The organism is Actinophytocola algeriensis (genome assembly GCF_014203735.1).
GTDB lineage: Bacteria > Actinomycetota > Actinomycetes > Mycobacteriales > Pseudonocardiaceae > Actinophytocola > Actinophytocola algeriensis.
On sequence record NZ_JACHJQ010000004.1, the window covers coordinates 543,219 to 562,595 of the forward strand.

At 71.8% G+C, this 19,377-nt stretch carries 18 protein-coding genes; 8 read left to right on the plus strand and 10 right to left on the minus strand.

What is annotated here, in order from left to right:
* Positions 1–85: 85 nt before the first annotated feature.
* Together FHR82_RS20475 and FHR82_RS20480 are read left to right on the plus strand one after the other, a co-directional pair.
* On the plus strand, positions 86–1,660 hold the full coding sequence (locus FHR82_RS20475; RefSeq protein ID WP_184812061.1) for a chitinase: 1,575 nt from the start codon (positions 86–88) through the stop codon (positions 1,658–1,660).
* Positions 1,657–3,393 (plus strand): chitinase, encoded by a 1,737-nt coding sequence (locus FHR82_RS20480; protein ID WP_184812062.1) that lies wholly within the window; start codon positions 1,657–1,659, stop codon positions 3,391–3,393. The genes FHR82_RS20475 and FHR82_RS20480 overlap by 4 nt, the downstream gene beginning before the upstream one ends.
* Here the strand turns inward: FHR82_RS20480 and FHR82_RS20485 are convergent.
* On the minus strand, positions 3,377–4,150 hold the full coding sequence (locus FHR82_RS20485; protein ID WP_184812063.1) for an SDR family NAD(P)-dependent oxidoreductase: 774 nt from the start codon (positions 4,148–4,150) through the stop codon (positions 3,377–3,379). The two genes, FHR82_RS20480 and FHR82_RS20485, sit on opposite strands and share 17 nt — an antisense overlap.
* Before the next feature lie 47 nt (positions 4,151–4,197).
* Here FHR82_RS20485 and FHR82_RS47525 point away from each other — a divergent pair, with 47 nt between their 5' ends.
* Positions 4,198–4,581 (plus strand): winged helix-turn-helix transcriptional regulator, encoded by a 384-nt coding sequence (locus tag FHR82_RS47525; RefSeq protein ID WP_184812064.1) that lies wholly within the window; start codon positions 4,198–4,200, stop codon positions 4,579–4,581.
* Here the strand turns inward: FHR82_RS47525 and FHR82_RS20495 are convergent.
* The gene (locus FHR82_RS20495; protein WP_184812065.1) at positions 4,551–5,528 is read right to left on the minus strand and encodes an aldo/keto reductase; all 978 of its coding nucleotides are present in this window, start codon (positions 5,526–5,528) and stop codon (positions 4,551–4,553) included. The two genes, FHR82_RS47525 and FHR82_RS20495, sit on opposite strands and share 31 nt — an antisense overlap.
* Before the next feature lie 9 nt (positions 5,529–5,537).
* The gene (locus FHR82_RS20500; RefSeq protein ID WP_184812066.1) at positions 5,538–6,083 is read right to left on the minus strand and encodes a TetR/AcrR family transcriptional regulator; all 546 of its coding nucleotides are present in this window, start codon (positions 6,081–6,083) and stop codon (positions 5,538–5,540) included.
* An 89-nt stretch (positions 6,084–6,172) separates the two neighbouring features.
* Here FHR82_RS20500 and FHR82_RS20505 point away from each other — a divergent pair, with 89 nt between their 5' ends.
* Positions 6,173–6,637, plus strand: a complete 465-nt coding sequence (locus tag FHR82_RS20505; protein ID WP_184812067.1) for a nuclear transport factor 2 family protein — start codon at positions 6,173–6,175, stop codon at positions 6,635–6,637.
* Between the two features lie 103 nt (positions 6,638–6,740).
* Here the strand turns inward: FHR82_RS20505 and FHR82_RS20510 are convergent, their stop codons facing one another.
* Genes FHR82_RS20510 through FHR82_RS20520 form a run of 3 tightly spaced genes read right to left on the minus strand, consistent with a single transcriptional unit; the run spans position 6,741 to position 10,683 of the window.
* Positions 6,741–8,831, minus strand: a complete 2,091-nt coding sequence (locus FHR82_RS20510) for an iron ABC transporter permease (protein ID WP_311771186.1) — start codon at positions 8,829–8,831, stop codon at positions 6,741–6,743.
* A 9-nt stretch (positions 8,832–8,840) separates the two neighbouring features.
* Entirely contained in the window at positions 8,841–9,818 is a 978-nt protein-coding gene (locus FHR82_RS20515) for an ABC transporter substrate-binding protein (protein ID WP_184812068.1), read from the minus strand.
* A 25-nt stretch (positions 9,819–9,843) separates the two neighbouring features.
* Positions 9,844–10,683: an ABC transporter ATP-binding protein gene (locus tag FHR82_RS20520; protein ID WP_376706427.1), complete on the minus strand. Its 840-nt coding sequence runs from the start codon at positions 10,681–10,683 to the stop codon at positions 9,844–9,846.
* Positions 10,684–10,781: 98 nt separating this feature from the next.
* Here FHR82_RS20520 and FHR82_RS20525 point away from each other — a divergent pair, with 98 nt between their 5' ends.
* The 4 genes from FHR82_RS20525 (at position 10,782) to FHR82_RS20540 (ending at position 13,305) form a co-directional block, all read left to right on the plus strand.
* Entirely contained in the window at positions 10,782–11,159 is a 378-nt protein-coding gene (locus FHR82_RS20525; protein WP_184812070.1) for a VOC family protein, read from the plus strand.
* Between the two features lie 206 nt (positions 11,160–11,365).
* Positions 11,366–11,725, plus strand: coding sequence for a hypothetical protein (locus tag FHR82_RS20530; RefSeq protein WP_184812071.1), 360 nt, complete (start codon positions 11,366–11,368; stop codon positions 11,723–11,725).
* A gap of 243 nt (positions 11,726–11,968) precedes the next feature.
* The gene (locus tag FHR82_RS20535) at positions 11,969–12,523 is read left to right on the plus strand and encodes a hypothetical protein (protein WP_184812072.1); all 555 of its coding nucleotides are present in this window, start codon (positions 11,969–11,971) and stop codon (positions 12,521–12,523) included.
* Positions 12,524–12,561: 38 nt separating this feature from the next.
* Positions 12,562–13,305: an SCO6745 family protein gene (locus FHR82_RS20540; protein WP_184812073.1), complete on the plus strand. Its 744-nt coding sequence runs from the start codon at positions 12,562–12,564 to the stop codon at positions 13,303–13,305.
* A 35-nt stretch (positions 13,306–13,340) separates the two neighbouring features.
* Here FHR82_RS20540 and FHR82_RS20545 read toward each other — a convergent pair whose 3' ends face one another.
* From FHR82_RS20545 to FHR82_RS20560, 4 genes are all read right to left on the minus strand, one after another.
* On the minus strand, positions 13,341–14,477 hold the full coding sequence (locus tag FHR82_RS20545) for an FAD-dependent monooxygenase (protein ID WP_184812074.1): 1,137 nt from the start codon (positions 14,475–14,477) through the stop codon (positions 13,341–13,343).
* Between the two features lie 26 nt (positions 14,478–14,503).
* Positions 14,504–17,374, minus strand: coding sequence for an ATP-binding protein (locus FHR82_RS20550; RefSeq protein ID WP_184812075.1), 2,871 nt, complete (start codon positions 17,372–17,374; stop codon positions 14,504–14,506).
* A 27-nt stretch (positions 17,375–17,401) separates the two neighbouring features.
* A complete protein-coding gene (locus FHR82_RS20555; protein WP_184812076.1) occupies positions 17,402–18,481 on the minus strand; it encodes a cytochrome P450 in 1,080 nt (359 codons plus the stop codon).
* Positions 18,482–19,029: 548 nt separating this feature from the next.
* Positions 19,030–19,275 (minus strand): hypothetical protein, encoded by a 246-nt coding sequence (locus FHR82_RS20560; RefSeq protein ID WP_184812077.1) that lies wholly within the window; start codon positions 19,273–19,275, stop codon positions 19,030–19,032.
* Between the last annotated feature and the right edge of the window lie 102 nt (positions 19,276–19,377).

A 19,377-nucleotide genomic window follows, 5' to 3' on the forward strand; every position in this document is an offset into this window, starting at 1 on the left:
AGGTCTGGACAAATTGGGCAGCATTGGTCTAGACAATTAGTACCTCGCGGCCACCCCCTGCTCGCCGCGTGTTTCGGAGGTTGTCATGCGACGCCGCCTGTCCACGGTCCTCGCCGCGCTCGTCCTCGGGCTGGCCGGAACCATCACCACCGCGACCCCCGCGCTCGCCGCCGGGGAGACCGCGACCTTCACCAAGACCTCCGACTGGGGCTCCGGTTGGGAAGGCAAGTACACGATCACCAACGCCGGCACGGCGTCGATCTCGAGCTGGCGCGTCGAGTTCGACCTCCCGCCGGGCACCACGCTCGGCAGCTACTGGGACGCGCTGCTCACCTCGAGCGGCAACCACCACACGTTCACCAACCGCGAGTACAACGGTTCGCTCGCGCCCGGCGCGTCGGTGAGCTTCGGGTTCCTCGGGAACGGCTCCGGCGCGCCGCAGAACTGCCGGATCAACGGTGCGAGCTGCACCGGCGGCACCGACCCGCAACCGGGAGTGCCCGGGGTGCCGGGCAACGTGCGCGTCACCGGCACCACCGCGTCGGCCATCACGCTCGGCTGGAACGCCGCCTCCGGCGCGACGGGCTACCGCGTGTACGAGGGCACGGCGCTGCGCACCACGGTCACCGGCACGTCGACCACGTTCAGCGGCCTCCCCGCCTGCACCTCGCGGACATACACGGTCGCCGCGTACAACTCCGTCGGTGAGTCCGCGCGCAGCGCGCCGGTCACCGGCACCACGACCGGCTGCCAGCAGACCGACCTGCCGCGCCACTTCCTCACCGGCTACTGGCACAACTTCGTCAACCCGGCGACCGAGCTGCGGCTGTCGGCCGTGCCGAACGAGTACGACCTGGTCGCGGTGGCCTTCGCGGAGGCCACGTCCACCCCGGGTGCGGTCACGTTCGGTGTCGACCCCGGGCTCTCGACCGCGCTGGGCGGCTACACGAACGCCCAGTTCAAGGCGGACGTGACCACGCTGAAGTCGCGTGGCAAGAAGGTGATCCTGTCGGTCGGCGGTGAGGCGGGCCGGGTGTCGGTCGGCGACTCGGCGTCGGCGGCGAACTTCGCCAACAGCGTCCGGTCGATCATGACCGAGTACGGCTTCGACGGCGTCGACATCGACCTGGAGAACGGCCTCAACCCGACGTACATGGCGCAGGCGCTGCGGAGCCTGCGCGGCGCGGTCGGTTCGAGCCTGATCATCACGATGGCGCCGCAGACGATCGACATGCAGTCCACCGGCGGCTCGTACTTCGCGCTCGCACTGTCCATCAAGGACATCCTGACGGTCGTGCACACGCAGTTCTACAACTCGGGCTCGATGCTCGGCTGCGACCAGTCGGCCGCGTACTCGCAGGGCAACGTCAACTTCATCACCGCCCTCACGTGCATCCAGCTGGAGAACGGGCTGCGGCCCGACCAGGTCGCCGTCGGCCTGCCCGCGGGACCCGGCGCGGCCGGTGGCGGGATCGTCGCGCCGTCGGTGGTGAACAACGCGCTCGACTGCCTCGCGCGCGGCACGAACTGCGGCTCGTTCCGGCCACCGCGCACGTACCCGGAGATCCGCGGCGCGATGACGTGGTCGATCAACTGGGACGTCGCCAACGGCAACGGTTTCGCGCGCACGGTCGCGCCGCACCTGGACACGCTGCCATGAGGCGCGCGGTGGCGGCCGCTGCCGCACTCCTGATGGCGGTCGTGTTCGCGCAGCCGGTGTCGGCCGCGAACCTGTTGACCAACGCGGGTTTCGAGTCCGGCTCGCTGTCCGGCTGGTCGTGCTCGGGTGGCTCGGTGGTGTCCTCGCCGGTCCACTCGGGGAGCTACGCGCTCTCCGCATCGGACCTCGGGAAGTGCACACAGACGGTGACGGTCCGGCCGAGCACGACGTACACGGTGTCGGCCTGGGTGCGCGGCAACCCGGTGTACCTCGGCGTGACCGGCGGACCGTCCACCTGGGCCGCACCGTCGGCGTACCAGCAGCTGTCGCTGACGTTCACCAGCGGCGCGAGCCAGACGTCGGCCGAGCTGTACCTGCACGGCTGGTACGGCGCGGGCACCTACTACGCGGACGACGTGGTGTTCGACGGCCCGGGCGGCGGCAACCCGGGAACCCCTGCCACACCGGGGACGCCGTCGGCCACCGCGACCGCGTCGTCGATCACCCTGTCGTGGCCCGCGGTCGGCGGCGCGACCGGTTACCGCGTGTACGAGGGATCTTCCTTGCGCACCACGGTGTCCGGCACGTCGGCCACCGTGGGCGGCCTCGGCGCCTGCGCGACGCACACGTACACCGTCGCCGCCTACAACGCGGCGGGGGAGTCGGCCCGCAGCGCACCGGTGTCGGCGACGACCACCGGCTGCCAGCAGGCGGACCTGCCGCGCCACGCGCTGATCGGGTACCTGCACGCGAGCTTCGCCAACGGCTCCGGGTACGTGCGGATGGCGGACGTGCCCGCGGCGTGGGACGTCATCAACCTGGCGTTCGGCGAGCCGACGACGGTGACGAGCGGTGACATCCGGTTCGCGCTCTGCCCGGTGGCGGAGTGCCCGAACGTGGAGTCGGAGGCGGACTTCACCGCCGGGATCCGCGCGAAGCAGGCACAGGGCAAGAAGGTGCTGCTGTCGATCGGCGGCCAGAACGGCCAGGTACAGCTGACGACCACGGCGGCCCGCGACAAGTTCGTGCAGTCGGTGGCGGCGATCATCGACAAGTACGGCCTTGACGGTCTGGACGTCGACTTCGAGGGCCACTCGCTGTACCTCAACGCCGGTGACACCGACTTCCGCAACCCGACGACGCCGGTGGTCGTGAACCTGATCGCCGCGCTGAAGTCGCTGAAGGCCCGCTACGGCAGCGACTTCGTGCTGACGATGGCGCCGGAGACCTTCTTCGTCCAGGTCGGCCACCAGTTCTACGGCGGTGCCGGTGGCGGCGACAATCGGACGGGCTCGTACCTCCCGGTGATCCACGCGATGCGGGACGCGCTGACCGTGCTGCACGTGCAGGACTACAACTCGGGCCCGGTGATGGGGCTGGACGGCCAGTACCACAACATGGGCGGCGCGGACTTCCACATCGCGATGACCGACATGGTCAAGGCCGGTTTCCCGGTGGCGCGTACCGGCCACACGTTCCCGGGGCTGCGGGAGGACCAGATCGCGTTCGGCCTCCCGGCAGCGGTCAGCGCGGGCAACGGCTACACGCCACCCTCGGCGGTGCACGACGCGCTGAACTGCCTGGCACGCAACCAGAGCTGCGGTGGCTACACGCTGCGCGGCGGCGCGTCACCGGCCATCCGCGGCCTGATGACGTGGTCGATCAACTGGGACAGGTACTACGGATGGGAGTTCCAGAACAGCCACGAGCCGTTCCTCAACGGGCTGCCGTGACCAGGCCTTGCGTGTAGGTCGTCAACCGTCGGGCGTCGGCTTCCTTGCCGGACAGGTCAACGGGTTCGCCGCGGTCGCTGGTGGTCAGCCGGTCGGCGGGTGGGTGCTCGATCCACTCGACGACCGGCGCCACCGACCGCGCCACCGGTCGCGCGGCGAACAGTGCCAGCGTCTTCAACACCCCGCGCACCAGGGGGTTCGGGTGCCCGTCGAGCCCGCTGCGCGTGAACCCGGGGTGGTACAGCACGTACCGCGCGTCCCCGGCGTGTGCCACGCCCAGCAGGTCGTTCGCGCGCCCCGCCTGCAGCTGCGCGCGGATCGCGCCGTACCGCGCCCGCAACTGCGGGTCGTCCCAGTGGATCCCACCCTTCGTCGTGCCGACGCCTGACACGTTCACGATCACCGAGGCGGCCGACATCAACGGTGCCAGCCGGGCCGCGAGCAGGTACCGGCTCAGGTAGTACAGCGCGAACGTGTACTTCAGCCCGTCGGCCGTCTCCGTCCGCTTCGGCTGGACGCGGTTCGCGAACAGACCCAGTGCGTCGACCCGGTCGTGCCGTGACGCGATGTCCGACGAGACCCGCTCGACCTCCGCGATCGACGACAGGTCCGCCCGCAGGAACCGCACCGACGACGGCAGGTCCCGCCGCGACCGGCCGATCACCGTCACGTCGTCACCGCGGGCCGCGCGCGCCAGCGCGGTCGCACGGCCCATCCCGGTGGTTCCGCCGGCCACGATCACGATCTTCGAAGTCATGGCACCATCGTGGGAGCCAGGCCGCGCCAGCGAAAGAAGGCAGTTCCATGTCCGCAACGCACACCAGTGTGCTCGCCACCGAACTGCCGCGACCGGTCCCGCAGACCGAACTCGACGCCTGCCCGGTCAGCGCCCTCTTCCGCCGTCTTGGCGACCGCTGGAGCATGCTCGTGATCATCCTGCTCGGTGGCCGCACCCACCGCTACAACGAACTGCACCGCGCCATCGAGGGCATCAGCCAGCGCATGCTCACCCGCACCCTGCGCACCCTCGAAGCTGACGGGCTGGTGACGCGCACCGTGCACCCCACCGTCCCGCCGAGCGTCGAGTACGGCCTCACCGACCGGGGCCGGTCACTCCTCGTGCCGATCTCCGCCCTCGCCGACTGGGCGGTCGAGAATCAGAACCCTTCGGGGCGGTGCGGCACGTAGTCGGCCTCCAGCCGCGCCAGCTCGTCGTCCGACAGGCGCAGGTCCACCGCCGCCACCGCGTCGTCCAGGTGGTGCGGCTTGGTCGCACCCACGATCGGCGCCGTCACCGCGGGCTGGTGCAGCAGCCACGCCAGCGCCACCTGCGCGCGGGACACGCCGCGTTCCTCCGCGATCTTCGCCACCGCCGCGGCCACGCGCCGGTCCGCGTCCTCCGCCTGCCGGTACAGCGTGCCGCCGAAGTCGTCGTTCTCCGAGCGCGTGGTCGTGGCGTCCCAGTCGCGGGTCAGCCGCCCGCGCGCGAGCGGGCTCCACGGCAACACGCCGACGCCCTGGTCGGCGCAGTACGGGAGCATTTCGCGCTCTTCCTCCCGCATGACCAGGTTGTACTGGTCCTGCATCGACACGAACCGGGTCCAGCCGTTGAGGTCGGCCGCGTGCTGCAGCTGCGCGAACTGCCACGTCCACATCGACGACGCGCCGAGGTAGCGGGCCTTGCCCGACCGCACCACGTCGTCGAGCGCCTCCATGGTCTCCTCGACGGGGACGTCCGGGTCGAAACGGTGGATCTGGTACAGGTCCACGTAGTCCGTGTCGAGACGGCGCAGGCTGGCGTCGATCTGCGTGAGGATCGCCGCCCGCGACAGGCCGGCACCGTTGGGGCCGGGCCCCATGCGCCCGTTGACCTTCGTCGCGATGACGACCTCGTCGCGCCGCGCGAAGTCGTTGAGCAGCGTGCCGGTGATCTCCTCACTGCCGCCGTCGCTGTACACGTTCGCCGTGTCGAAGGTCGTGATGCCCGCCTCGATGGCGGTGCGGAAGAACGGCCGGGACTCCTCGAGGCCGAGCGTCCACCCGTGGTTGCCGCGGTGGGGCGGCCCGAAGCTCATGCACCCGAGGACCACTGTGGACACTTCAAGCCCGGACCTGCCGAGTCGCCTGTACTCCATGCCCCGACGTTAGCCGAGGAGCTTCCCGGCAGCGGCGCGCGCCTGGTGCGCGGCCGCCGGGTCGCCGGTGATCGCCGCGGTCACGATCGCGCCCTCGGCCAGGATCAGCAGCTGCTCGGCCAGGTCGTCGTCGTACCCGGCCGCGGCCGACAGGTCGCGCAGCAGGCGGCGGAAGCCCTCCTTGTGCGTGCGCACCTCCTCGGCGACGGCGGGGGAGGTGGCGCCCAGCTCGCCGAAGCAGTTGATCCACGCGCAGCCGCGGTAGTCCGGGTCGACGAACCAGGTGCGCAGCCAGTCGAACACGGCGAGCAGGCGCTCACGCGGGTCCTCGACACGCGCGACGTGGTCGGTCAGCCCTCCGCGCCAGCGGACGTCCCTGCGCTGAAGGAACGCGGTGACCAGTCGTTCCTTGTTGGGGAACAGCTGGTACAGCCGCTTGAGCGACACGCGGGAGGTGTCGCGGATGTCGTCCATGCCGACCGCGTGCACACCGCGGCGGTAGAACAGGTCCTCGGCCGCGTCGAGCGCGCGGTCCTCGGCTGTCTGCACGTCCATTCACACGTCCCTTGGCAGTGATCGGTTGACACTGAGAACTGACGTTCTCTACCTTACGCGAGAACAAACGTTCTCAGTGGAGGTGTGTGATGTCCGAGGAGAGCCGCCCGCCGTTCCCGCCCTTCACCCGCGAGACCGCGCTGAAGAAGGTCCAGGCCGCCGAGGACGCGTGGAACACGCGCGACCCGCACCGCGTGGCGCTCGCGTACACGCCGGACACGGTGTGGCGCAACCGGGACACGTTCGTCACCGGCCGCGCCGAGGTCGAGGCGTTCCTGGCGGGGAAGTGGGAGCGGGAGCTGGACTACGCGCTCCGCAAGAACCTCTGGGCGTTCGACCGCAACCGCATCGGCGTCAGGTTCCAGTACGAGTGCCGCGACGCGGAGGGGCAGTGGTTCCGCGGCTATGGCAACGAACTGTGGGAGTTCGCGGACAACGGCCTGATGGCCAGGCGCGAGGCGAGCATCAACGACGTGGCGATCGACGAGTCGGAGCGCCGGATCTTCGGCCCACGCCCGGAGTCGGAACACGGCGTGGAGTTCCCGCCGCGGTAGCGGTCACCGAGGCCACGGCTTTCCCCGTAGCCCAGGAAGTCCCGCTCGGACAGCAGGAGAACCGAGGTGGATTCAGGGAAGTCGCGTGTCGTCCGGCGCCGGGTCACGCACTGCGCACCCGGCTCCGGTACAGGAGCCACACGAAGTACGGCGCGCCGATGATCGCCGTCATCAACCCGGCCGGGAGCTGGCTCGGCGCGATCACCGTGCGGCCGATCGTGTCCGCGACGCACACCAGGATGCCGCCCAGCAGGGCCGCCACCGGCAGCGCTCGCGCGTGCCGCCGGCCCACGATCGCGCGGGCCGCGTGCGGGGCCACCAGGCCGACGAACGAGATCACGCCGATCCCGGCCACCGCCGCGCCGGTCAGCAGCACCGCGCACGTCAGCAGCAGCAAGCGCGACCGCGGCACGTTGACGCCCAGCACGCGCGGCGTCTCGTTGTCCACCGACAGCAGGTCCAGCTCGCCCCGTGCGCGGATGAGCAGTGGCACGACGACGAGCACCGCCAGCATCATCGGCACCAGGTGCTCGAACGACCGCCCGTAGGTCGACCCGCCGAGCCACGTCAGCGCCTTCGTCTCGTTCCACGGGTCCGACAGCGTGATCAGCAGCGTCACCAGCGCCTGCGTACCCGCCTGCACACCGAACCCGATCAGCACCAGCCGTTCGCTCGCGAAACCGCCCCGGGCCGCCAGCGTGAACACCAGCATCATGGCCAGCGCCGCACCGATCCCCGCCGCGCCTGCCTGCGCCCAGAAACCCACCCCGGACACCAGCGTGATCATGGTGACCGCGCCGAGCCCGGCACCGCCCGACACACCGATGATCCCCGGCTCCGCCAACGGGTTTCGCGCCACCGCCTGGATCACCGCGCCCGCGAGCGCGAGCGACGCTCCGGCCAGCAGTGCGGCCACCACCCTCGGCGCCCGGTTCTCCATGACGTTCGTGACGATCGGGCCGGCCTGGCCGGTCACCCAGTTCAGCACGTCGCCCATCAGCAGCTTCGTGTCGCCAAGCAGGACCGAACCCGCGACCGCGCCGACGGCCACGACCACGAGCACGCCGAGGATCAGCCGGAACCGGCCCGTGCCGACGCCACCCCGCGCGCCAGCGGCCGGTGGCTCCGACGTCGCGCCGGTCACGCGGATGTTGCGGGCCAGCACCATGAGGAAGATCGCGCCGAGGATCGTCGTCACCACGCCCGTCGAGACCTCGAGCGCGCCCTGCGAGCCGATCACGGCACGCAGCAGCACATCCGCGCCCAGCAGCAGGGCCACACCCATCACGGCCGACACCGGGATCAGCGCCGCGTGCCGGTGCAGGCCCGGCACGGCGTTCGTCAGCAACCGCACCAGCGCGGGCGCGGCGAGGCCGACGAAACCGATCGGGCCCGCGAGGGTCACCGCGGACGCCGCCAGCAGCACGGCGAGGATGATCGCCGCGAACCGGATGCGTCCGACGTGCACACCGAGGGACCGCGCGTGGTCGTCGCCCAGGTACACCAGGTCCAGCCGCCGCGACAGGGCGATCAGCAGCACGAGCGCGACCGCCACCACCGGGCCCAGCGTCCGCACACCGGAAAGGCCGTTCTGGCCGAGTGAGCCCGCGCCCCACGCGAACAGGCCGCGGGTCTCCTCCGAGAACAGCAGGAGCAGCACGTGTGTCATCGCGATCATCGCCAGCGCGATCGCCGTGCCCGCGAGCACGAGCCGCACGATGCCCGTGCCGCCGGTGCCGGACAGGGTCAGCACCAGCATCGCCGCGCCGAGCCCGCCAACGAACGCGACACCGGCCGCGCCGAGCAGCGGCAGCGAGATGCCGAACGCGGCGACCGCGACGATCGCGAGGTGGGCGCCCGCGTCGACCGCGAGCGTGTCCGGCGACGCGATGATGTTGCGCGCCACCGACTGCAGTACCGCACCGGCCACCCCGAGCGCGACGCCCACGACGAGTGCCGCGAGCAGCCGGGGGAGCCGGGACTCGATGACGACCGCCGCGGTGTCGTCACTCCCGCCGCCGAACACCAGCCGCAGCACGTCCATCGCGTCGAGGTTCGCCGTGCCCTGCGTGAGGTGCACCGCGGCGCCGAACGCGATCAGGGCCAGGAGGCCGGTGACCAGCAGTGTGAGGCGGCCGCCCCGCCGGACGGGAAGCTCCGGCGGGGCGGGCCGCGCGATCGTCGCGGTGTCCACTGTGGAGTATCAGGCCTTCAGCGCGTCGATGGCGGCGTCGACGTACTGCTCCATCGAGCGCGGGCCGCCGAACATCCACAGCGAGTCGGGGAGGCGCTCCACCTTGCCGTTCTTGACGAACGGCAGGTTCTTCCAGATCGCGTTGTTCGCCAGCGCGTCCGCGAACGCGTCGCCCTCCGACTCGTTCGCCATGTACCAGAAGTGCACGTCGCCGAGCTTGGTCAGACCCTCGACGTCGGCCTGCGCGAGCCCGTACACCGGGTCGCCCTCCATCTGCCACGGGGACTCCAGGCCGATCCGCGCGAACACGTCCGCCACCAGCGAGCCCTTGACGAACGGCCGGATGCTGACCGTGCCGGAGTCGACCCAGGCGTCGGCGAACGCGACCTTCTCGCCCGTCGCGCCGAGCTTGTCCACCTCGGCCTTGCCCTCGGCGAGCTTGGTGTCGAACTCGGACTTGAGCTGCGCGGCCTTGTCCTCCGTGCCGGTCGCCTTCGCGATCAGGTCGATGTTGGCGAACATCGACCCGATGCTGTCCTTGGCGTCGCCGCCGTTGATGACGATCACCGGGATCTTCGCCTCGACCTGCTCGAGCGCGCCCTCGGTGAGGCTGTCGGTGACGACCACGAGGTCGAGGTCGAGCGAGCCGAGCGTGTCGATGCTGGGCTCACCCCGGGTGCCGATGTCCTTCGGGGTGTCGTCGAGCGGCGCCGCGCTGGACCACTGGCCGTAGCCCTTGATGTCGGACACCGCGGTCGGCATGACCCCGAGCGACACGAGGTACTCGGCCGCGTTCCACTCGGTGACCGCCACCCGCTTGGCCGGTGCGTCGAGCTTCACCTCCTTGCCGCGCGAGTCGGTGACCGTGACCGGTTCGCCGCCGCTCGCGGCAGGCTCGTTGCCGCCTGCCTCCTCGGTGGTGCCGCAGCCCGCCGCGAACAACGCGGTGGCCACGCACAGGCCGATGATCACACGGGTGGTACGCATTTCTCTCCTGATGTGCTGGTGCGGGTCAAGCGGAGGCGGCGCGCAGGCGGACGTCGTTGAAGCGGCCGACGGCGCGGGTGTGGATCCGCCCGTCGACCGGGTCGGTGACGACGTCCACCCGGATGCCGTACGCGCGGGTGAGGTTCGTGGTGGTGAGCACGTCTTCCGGGGAGCCCTCCGCGGTGACGCGGCCGTCCTCGAGCAACAGCAGGCGGTCCGCGATGGCGGCGGCCTGGTCGAGGTCGTGCAGCACCACGCCGACCCCGACCCCGTGCTCGTCGGCGAGGTCGCGGATCACGTCGAGGATCTCGACCTGGTAGCGGAGGTCGAGGAAGGTGGTCGGCTCGTCGAGGAGCAGCAGCGAGGTGTCCTGCGCGAGGCAGCTCGCGAGCCACACCCGCTGCGCCTGCCCGCCGGACAGCGCCTGCACCGGGCGCTCGGCGATCGGCGTCAGCCCGGTCAGGGCCATGGCCCGCTCGATCGCGGCCGGGCCCTCGGGGTCCCGGCCGCCCCAGCGGGAGCGGTGCGGGTGGCGGCCGAACTCGATCAGCTCACGCACGCACAGCCCGCCCGGCGCCGTCCTTTGCTGTGACAGCAAGGTGATCCGGCGTGCGAGGTCCCTTCCGGACAGTGTGCGCAGGTCGGCGCCGTCGGCGAACGTGACCTCGCCCGCGACCGGCGGGTGCAGGCGGGCGAGCGCGCGGAGCAGCGTCGACTTCCCGCTGCCGTTGGGTCCGATCAGGGCCGTGACGGTGCCCGCGTCGAGCGCGATCGACGCGGCGTGCACGACGACGTCACGTCCGTAGGCGACGTCGATCTCACGGGCGGACACGCCGTTGGCGGCGGGCGGTGGGGTGGCGGGCACCTCCACACAGTAAAGACAGGCTTGCCTAACCTACAAGCCTGGGTGTGCGGTGGCACATTTCGGCGGACGGAGCGTGGTCGCGTCGCTACGATCGCCGCATGAGCTGCCGGTTGTCGGAGTTGGTCGTGGACTGTGCGGACCCCGGGGCGCTGGCCCGTTTCTGGTGCGCGGTGCTGGACTACGTGGAGCTCAGTCGCGAGGAGCCCGACAACGGCATCGAGATCGGCCCGCCGTCGGGTTTCGGCGGCCCGGCGCCGACGCTGGTGTTCAGCCGCACCGCGGAGCCCAAGGCCGGCAAGCTCCGGCTGCACTTCGATGTCAACCCCGTCGACCGCGACGCGGACGCCGAACTGGAGCGGTTGCTGGCGCTGGGTGCCCGGCCCGCGGACGTGGGGCAGACGGGTGACGAGTCGTGGCACACCCTGCAGGACCCGGAGGGCAACGAGTTCTGCCTGCTTCGTCGACGGCTGGCCTGATATCGATAATCGAGCACAATTGCGGTAGTCCACATAGGTGACAGCGTTGTGTCGGTCGATCACATTCTTGTACAAGGTGTATCGGTGTGGGCTGGATAAGTAACCCTGAAGTTTTAAATGCCGTTCATCGTTCGTAACACACCGTTGAACGCTTACTCGGGGGTAGGCGCACCTGAACAACCCGTGTGCGCCATGATTGCCGCGTCATGGGGGCGCTCTTCGGTTCGCACACGCGACTTCCCGCGTGTCCGCGCCGCGTGCTCGAGCCCGCACGAACGAGAGAGCTAAGAAACGTGAGCACTAGGGGGCCTGCTGCGGCGACGCGGCCGGGCAAGATCAAATACCTGCGGTATTACCTGATCCGCGACCGGGTCCTCCGGTTCGCGGAACACGCCATCGGCGGGTGGGCGCCGACATTACGGGCGGCATTCCTGATGATGTCGGTCTTTGTCGGCGTTGTCGTGCTCGTCGGAATCACGCTCGGCTTCGAGGGGGCGTTGGTGGGGGCGCTGGTGAGCGGCATCGCGCTGTACCGCGTTGGCCGCTCGGCGGCCTCGGTGCGGTGACCGGGGCCGGCCTCCGGCCCCCGGTCACCAGCGTACGGGGCAGGGCCGACAGTTCCGGTCCGCGATGGCGGCCGCTGTGGACAACCGGGTGAGCTGGGGACAACCGGAGGTTCGCGGACCGGCGCTGTCGGTGCGGCTCGTTACGCTGGATTCCGGGGGCTGACGGCCGCGATCGACCTTGGGCGGCCGGCTCGCGGCGTGGCTGAGGGGAACCGGACCGGGACCGCGGTGGTCCAACACCGCATGTCCCTCCGGCTCGTCCTCATCGCGGTGCTGCTCGTGGTCGCGGGCTGCGGCCAGGGTGCCGTCACGCCCGGCAAAGCCACGCCAGAAACCGCCGCGTCCGACGACACCGCCATGCCGTCCGACTTCGCAGGCGAGATCAGCTACGGCAACGGCTCGGTCGCGCCGCCCTACCACTACGAGTGGCGCGTCGAGTTCGACACGGGCACCGCGCACCTGACGTGGACGCCCGGCTACGAGGACGCCGAGACGTGGACCGAGGCCGTCGACCTCGACGCGGCCGCGCGGGAACGGCTGTACGACCGGCTCCGCGACGCCGGGCTGTTCGAGTTCACGAACGAGCCCGACGACGGACTCGTCGGCGGTTCCACCGGGCAGGCCACGTTGCGCCGAGGGTCGGACGTGTTCTACGACTCCGGCACGCTCGGCACCAGCGAGGCCGGACAGGACCTGCTCGACGAGGTCGTCGCCGCGACCGAGGACCTGTTCCCGGACGAGGTGTGGGCGGCGATGGACCAGCGGCAGCGCGACTGGGGTGCGCGGCAGCCGAAGTAGTCTCGAGGTCGTCCGTGCCGGTGAGAGCGAGGGAGCCCATGGCCGAGTTGACCGCGGAAGAGACCGTCCAGGCCGCGGACAAGGTCCTGCACGACGTCGGCTCGGCGTGGATGCTGCACCCCGAGACGCAGGCGCGCGGCGCGGCGCACGGCTACCCCAAACCCATGGCGTTCTACTTCGCCGGGCGGGGAGGCGTGCTCGGTGACGTCGACGCGGACGTGGTCACCGCCGCGATGGGCTGGTTCCACCCGGGGCTCGTGCGGCTCATGTGGGGCCGGGGCGTCGCGGTCGCGAGCGCGCGGGAGGGCGCCCGCCGCTACGCGCAGGCGTGTGCCGACTGGGCCGCCGACCACCTGGCCGGGTTCGCCGGCACCGACCGGCTCGCCGAGCTGGCCGCGAAGGTCGTGTTCGGCGCGGAGGAGTCCGGGCTGCCGCTGTTCGCGGGCTGGCGCGCCGAGCCGCTCGCCGACGGCGGGCCCGCCCGCCTGCTGCAGCTGGTCCACGTGCTCAGGGAGTGGCGCGGCTCCGTGCACCTGGTCGCCACCACGGCCGCCGGGCTGCGCCCGCTCGAGGCCATCCTCACCAACGAGGGCCCGGCGCAGGCCCGGTTCTTCGGCTGGCGCGACGAGCTGCCGGACTGCGACCACCTGAAGGATCGGCACGTGCTGGCGCAGGAGACCACCGACCGGCTGATCGCCGACACCTACGACCGTGCGCTGACCCCGGCCGAGCGCGCCGAGTTCGCCGGTCTGGTGCGCGGACTCGGCGACGCGGTGCTCTGACCGGTGCCGTTCCGGCCCGACGGCCGGCGACCGGTTCAGGTGGAGTAGTCCGGCAGCTCGATGTCGGTGGCGAACCGGTCGGTCATCTTCATCATCGCGCCGAACAGGACCGCACGCTTGAACACCCAGTTCCGCATCCGGATGCCGCGTTTCGTACGCGGCGCGAGGAACGGGCCCGCACTGCCCTTCTTGGCGACCTTCGCGTAGCCGCGCATCAGCTCGGTGTACCGGCGGAACGCGGCGTCGTGGCCCGCGCGCCGCAGCTCGCCGGCGAGCACGTACGCGCCGACGACCGCGAGGCCGCTGCCGAAACCGCCGAGCGTGTTGCCGTACGCGGCGTCGCCGAGCAGCACGACCCGGCCCTTCGCGTAGTCGTCCACGTCGACGCGGCTGAGCGAGTCGAGGAAGAAGTCGGTCGCGGCGGGCACCGCGGCCAGTACCTCCGGCACCCGCCAGCCACCGCCCCGGTACGCGTCGATGACCAGCTTCTTCTGCTGTTCGGCGTCGTACCGGTCATAGGTCAGCTCCCCGGACGCGAACACGAAGAACGACTGCGCCTTCGGCCCGCCGAGCGCGACCATGCGACCCGGCTCGTTGTACATCAGGCCCGCGCCCGTGCCCGCGAGGTCCGCGAGGGTCGCGAGCGCGTAGTGGTGGCCGAGGTGGTGGACGTAGTCGCGTTCCGGCCCGAACGCGAGGCGGCGGACGTTCGAGTGGATGCCGTCGGCGCCGACGACCAGGTCGAACGTGCGCGGCGCGGACCGCTCGAACGTGACGTGCACGCCGCTGCCCGTGTCGGTGAGCGAGGTGATCGAGTCGCCGAAGACGTACTCGCAGGCGTTCCTGGTGCGCTCGTACAGGATCGCCGCGAGGTCACCCCTGCGGATCTCGACGTCCCCGCCCGTGAACTCGCCGGGAATCGTGACGAGCGGCGTGCCGGTGGCGTCGACGACGGTCTGGTCCGCGCCGCCGGTCTGGCGGGCGAGCACGTCGTCGAGGATGCCCATCCGCTCGAGGACGGTCCGGTGGACGGCGCCCTTGAAGTCGACCGCCTGCCCGCCGGTGCGCAGGCAGGGCGCCTTCTCGACGACGGTGACGGCGTGGCCGTCGCCGGCGAGCCGGAGAGCGAGTGACGGGCCTGCGATGCCGGCGCCGGAGATGAGGATGTTCATGCCGCGAAGGTTCGCGGCACCCGCTGTCAGCCCGCCGACAACCGGCTGACAGTGCTGTCAGCGGCCGTCCTGGACTGCCGCGCGCCCTCGGCGTAGGCCGTGGCGAACTCCTCGGCACCCAGCTCGGCCGTGGCGCGGGCGGCCGTTCGTGCCGCGGACCGGTCGCCGGTGATCGCCGTGCCGCGCAGTGCCACCGCCGTGCCCAGCAGCAGTGCCGCGTCGCGTGCGGGTGCCGTGCTCGCCAGGCCTTCGACGGCCGCCGCGAGTTCGGCCGCGAACGGTGCCGTGCCGGCGACCGCGACGGCCTCCCGGTGCCTGCCCAGCGCGGTGAGGAGCCGGGCCCGCGGGCCGTCCGGCGTCACCGCCACGCCGCTCAGTGGCCCGCGGTCGCCGGTCACCGCCGCCAGGCCGAGCAGCACGAGCGGTGGGTCCGGCTGCCCGGCCCGTGCGCTCAGCTCACGTGCGTGCCGCAGGTCGGCCTCGGCCCTGGCGGCGTCGCCCTGCCGCGCCAGGCAGTCGGCGCGGCGGCACAGCACGTCCACGCACTCCTCCAGTGCGCCGAACCGCTCGTACAGCGAGAGGGACTCCGCCCACAGCGCCTGTGCGCGGTCCCACTCACCCCGCCAGCTCGCGGCCTCGCCCAGCCAGTCCAGTGCCTGCGCCGTGCCCCACCGCTCGCCGAGCCCTCGGAACGTCGCGAGCACCGCGCGCAGGGCCGTTTCGCCCTCGGTGGGGCGGCCGTCGAGGAGGCTCATGATCGCGAGGCTGAGGTCGCCGAGCGCGGCGTTCCACGGGTCGGTCCCGAGCAGCGGCGCCGCCTCGTCGACCGGTCCCCACGGGCCGGTGGTCATGCCCCACAGGGCGGCGACGAACGGGTACCGCAGCTCGGTGAGTCCCCGCATGACGTCCCGCGCCCGGTCCCAGTGCGACTGCTCCGGCCGGGGCACGGCGAGCAGCACACACGCGACGTACTGCTCACCGGTGGCACCCTTGTCCAGCAGTGCGGTGGCCGCCGCACCGGCCTGGCTGCGCCGCCCGGACAGCCACCAGTACGCGGTCAGCGCCGCCACCAGCCGATGCCCGGTCGCCGGGTCGCCGTCGACCGACCAGCGCAGCGCGGCCATCAGGTTGTCGTGGTCGGCCGACAGTTCCGCCAGCCGCTCCAGCTGTTCCGAGCGCCGCAGGTGCGGGTCGGCGCGCTCGGCCAGCGCCAGGTAGTAGCGCGCGTGCGCGGGCCGGATGTCCTCGGTGGACTGTGCCGCGCAGAACAGCCGGACCGTCTCGAGCATGCGGTAGCGGCGGCCGTCGGTCTCGACGAGCGACCGGTCGACGAGGTCCGCGAGCACGTCGTCGGTGGTGTCGCAGACGGTCTCGACGGCCGCGAGCGCCGCACCACCGGTGAACACGGAGAACCGCGCCGCCGCCAGCTGCTCCCCGGCCGTGAGCAGGTCCCAGCTCCACTCCACGACCGCCCGCAGCGTCCGGTGCCGCCGCGCCGCCGTCCGGTCGCCGCGGGACAGCAACCGGAACGGGCCGTGCGCGGCGAGCCGCCCGGCCAGCTCCTCGACCGTGAACTGCCGCAGGCGCGCGGCCGCCAGCTCGACCGCGAGCGGCAGCCCGTCGAGCGCGGCGCAGATCGCCGTGACGGCGTCCCGGTTCTCGTCGGTGACCGCGAACCCTGGCCGGACGGCGGCGGCGCGGTCGGCGAACAGGCGCACGGCGTCCGTGCCGAGCGGGGCCAGCGGCAGCAGCGTCTCGCCGGTGAGGCCGAGCGGTTCGCGGCTGGTGGCGAGGACCGCGAGACCGGGGCAGTCGGCGAGCAGCGTGCGGACCAGCACGGCGACGTCGACGACGACCTGCTCGCAGTTGTCCAGCACCAGCAGCAGCGGCCGGTCCAGCGCGGCGACCAGCCCGCGGACGGGGTCGCTCGCGGCGGCGGGCTCGCGCAACCCGAGCGCGCGGAGCAGCGCGTGCGGCACCAGCTCGCCGTCGGTCACAGGGGACAGGTCGACGAAACAGGCGTCCCTGCCGCGGGCGGCCTCGATCACGAGGCACGTCTTGCCGGTGCCGCCCGGGCCGAGGACGGTGACGAGCCGCGTGCCGTGCAGGTCGGCGAGCCGCGCCAGTTCGGCCCCTCGGCCGACGAAGCTCGTGAGCTGCCCGGGCAGCCCGGCACGCGGTGGCCCTTCGGCACGCAGGATCGCGAGGTGGGCGGCGGCCAGCTCGGGGGAGGGGTCGGCGCCCAGCTCGTCGGCGAGGAGGCGGCGGGTGTCCTCGAACTCGGCGAGCGCCTCGGCCTGGCGGCCGGTCGCGTGCAGGGCGTGCATGAGCTGGCCACGCAGCCGTTCCCGGAGCGGGTGGGCGGCGACGAGCGCGCGCAGGTCGGCCACGGACGTTGCGGCCGGGTCGGCGTCGACGAGGTCCTCGATGGCGCAGAGCCGCAGGTCGTCGAGCCGTGCGGCCTGGGCGGCGCCGTGCGGCAGGTCGACGAGGGCCGGGCCACGCCAGAGCGCGGTGGCCTCCCGCAGGAGCGCGGCGGCCTTGTCACGCGCACCGGCGGCGAGGAGGCGGCGCCCGTCGGCGGCGAGCTGTTCGAACCGCAACGCGTCCACGCCGCCAGGGTCGATCGCGAGCCGGTAGCCGGTGCTGTCGAAGTGGATGTCGACGTGGACGCTGACGGACTTCCGCAGCCGGGACACGTGCGCCTGCACCGCGGCGGCCGCTCCGGCGGGCGGGTCGTCCCCGTACTGCGCGGCGATGATCGCGTCCGCGGTGACGACCCGGTTCGCGTTGAGCGCGAGCAACACCAGCAACGCACGCGGCCGCGGCCCCGCGACGACGACGGGCGCACCGTCGTCGCCGGTCACTTCGAGACCGCCGAGCACCCCGATCCGCATGCGGTGATTGTGTCCCGCCGGGGTCGGTCACTGGGCGCGGCCCGCGTCCCAGACGGCGTCCAGCGGGCCGGGCAGGCGGATCTTCCAGCCGTGCGGGGCGGGGTGCCAGCCCGGCGCGGGCCGCACGTCGGGCATCCGGTCCAGCAGCACGTCCAGCGCGACCCGTGCCACGGTGGTCACCAGCGAGTGCGCGGGGCAGTGGCGCGACCCGGCGCCGAACCCCAGGTTCGTCCGCAGCTTCCTGTGCACGTCGAACCGGTCGGCGTCGGCGAACACCGACGGGTCGCGGTTGGCCGACGCGAGGACCACCGCGAGCCGTGCGCTGCCGGGAATCTTCCTGCCCCCCAGCGAAACCGGCCGCGTCGTGCGCCTGGTCACCGCGCCGACCGGCCCCGCCCACCGCAGGCCCTCGTACACCGCGGGGCCGAGGAGCTTCCGGTCCCGGCGCACCGCGAACAGCTGCGCCGGGTTCGCCCACAGCGCGGCGAGTGTCCACGCCGCCAGCCAGCCCGGTTCGACCACGCTCATCGCGACGTGCTTGAGCAGCGCCAGCACATCCGCGTCGGCCCGCACCAGTCGCGCCACGACGGAACCGTCCGGACGGGTGCGCAGCCGGTCCAGCACGACCGACACCTCAGCGTCCTCGGCAAGCACCGCGATGGCGGCGTTGTCGACGGACGGGTCGCGGCCCGCGTTGTTGATGACCCGTGCGAGCGTGTTCCCCCAGCGCAGCATCGTGTCCGCGCCGCCGACGCCGATGCCGAGCAGTGTCGCGTCAGCGACCGCCGCGACCGGTCCGAAGTACTCGGCAGTCAGGTCCGCGCGGCCCGCCGTGAACACGTCGTCCGCCGCCTTGCGGGCCACCGGCCGGACGATCGTCTCGATCTCCTCCGCGTCGAGGCCCGGCTCGTACGCGTGCCGGAACGCGTCGTGGAGGTCGGCGTGCTCGCAGACGAACCGCGCCGGGTCGGACAGGACCGCCAGCACCTCGTGCCACCCGGTCACGAGCCACTGCCCGGCCTCGGGCACCCAGGTCACCGGCTCCTGTTCGCGGAGCCGCGCGTAGATCGGGTAGGGGTCGGCGTCGAGCTCGGCGAGCGTGGTCATCGCACCCTTTCCGGTATTCGCGCGAAACCATTGGGAAAATCATGACACGGGCCGGAACGCAATGAACTCGTCGCGCCGTGCCGGGGGCGCGTTACTCGGCTGTTGGGGTGACGGTGATTGCGCCGTTGGTGGCATGAGCGGTCGATGTCCACGGCTTTCGCGGAACACGTTGCTTGCATCGTTCCAAGAGGACCGATGAGTGCACTGACCTGGCGTTATGTGGGATACGACAAATGCCCGAGCCTATGACGCAATGTGTGTGTCATTTGCCGAACCCATTCGGCGCGGTAAATGGCGCACACGCTGGTTGCGGGGCGTGAGGGCACGCCGGCGTGGTTACTGCATGCCGGTATTACCGGTGCGCTGGAGCGGTGTTCCGGCAATAGTGCACGGCGTCCACCCCATCGAGTGGTTTCCCATTCACGACCGGCGGGTCGCGCTGCCGGGGCACGAGAAGCCACCGGCGCGCCGCTTGTCATCGAGCCGGGGCAGGTGCGCTCACGGTGTGCCGCGAGCGACGGCGTTTGCCGGTCCTCGACGGTGGGAAACTAGGCGGCGCCGCGTTCCACGCCACCGGGCGGCGTGATGTTCAGGACCACCGACAGCGGGATCAGCGTCACCGTCTGCCGCAGCCTGCTCTCGGACATCCGGATGCCCAGCCACAGCTCACCTGTGACGGGGTCGGCCTCGAGGGGCCCGACGGCCTCGCCGACGCGGAACCGCTCGCCGCGCTCGTCGCGCAGCAGGAACGTGACCATCGATCCGCGGGCAGGACCCGCCTCCGTGTTCGACACAGCTACTCACCTCAGACCGGCAGGGGACACCGAAAAGGGAGTTCCCCGGAGAACGCGAACTATGCACGCGATGTCCCGCCGCACGGCTAACCGCTTACGGCA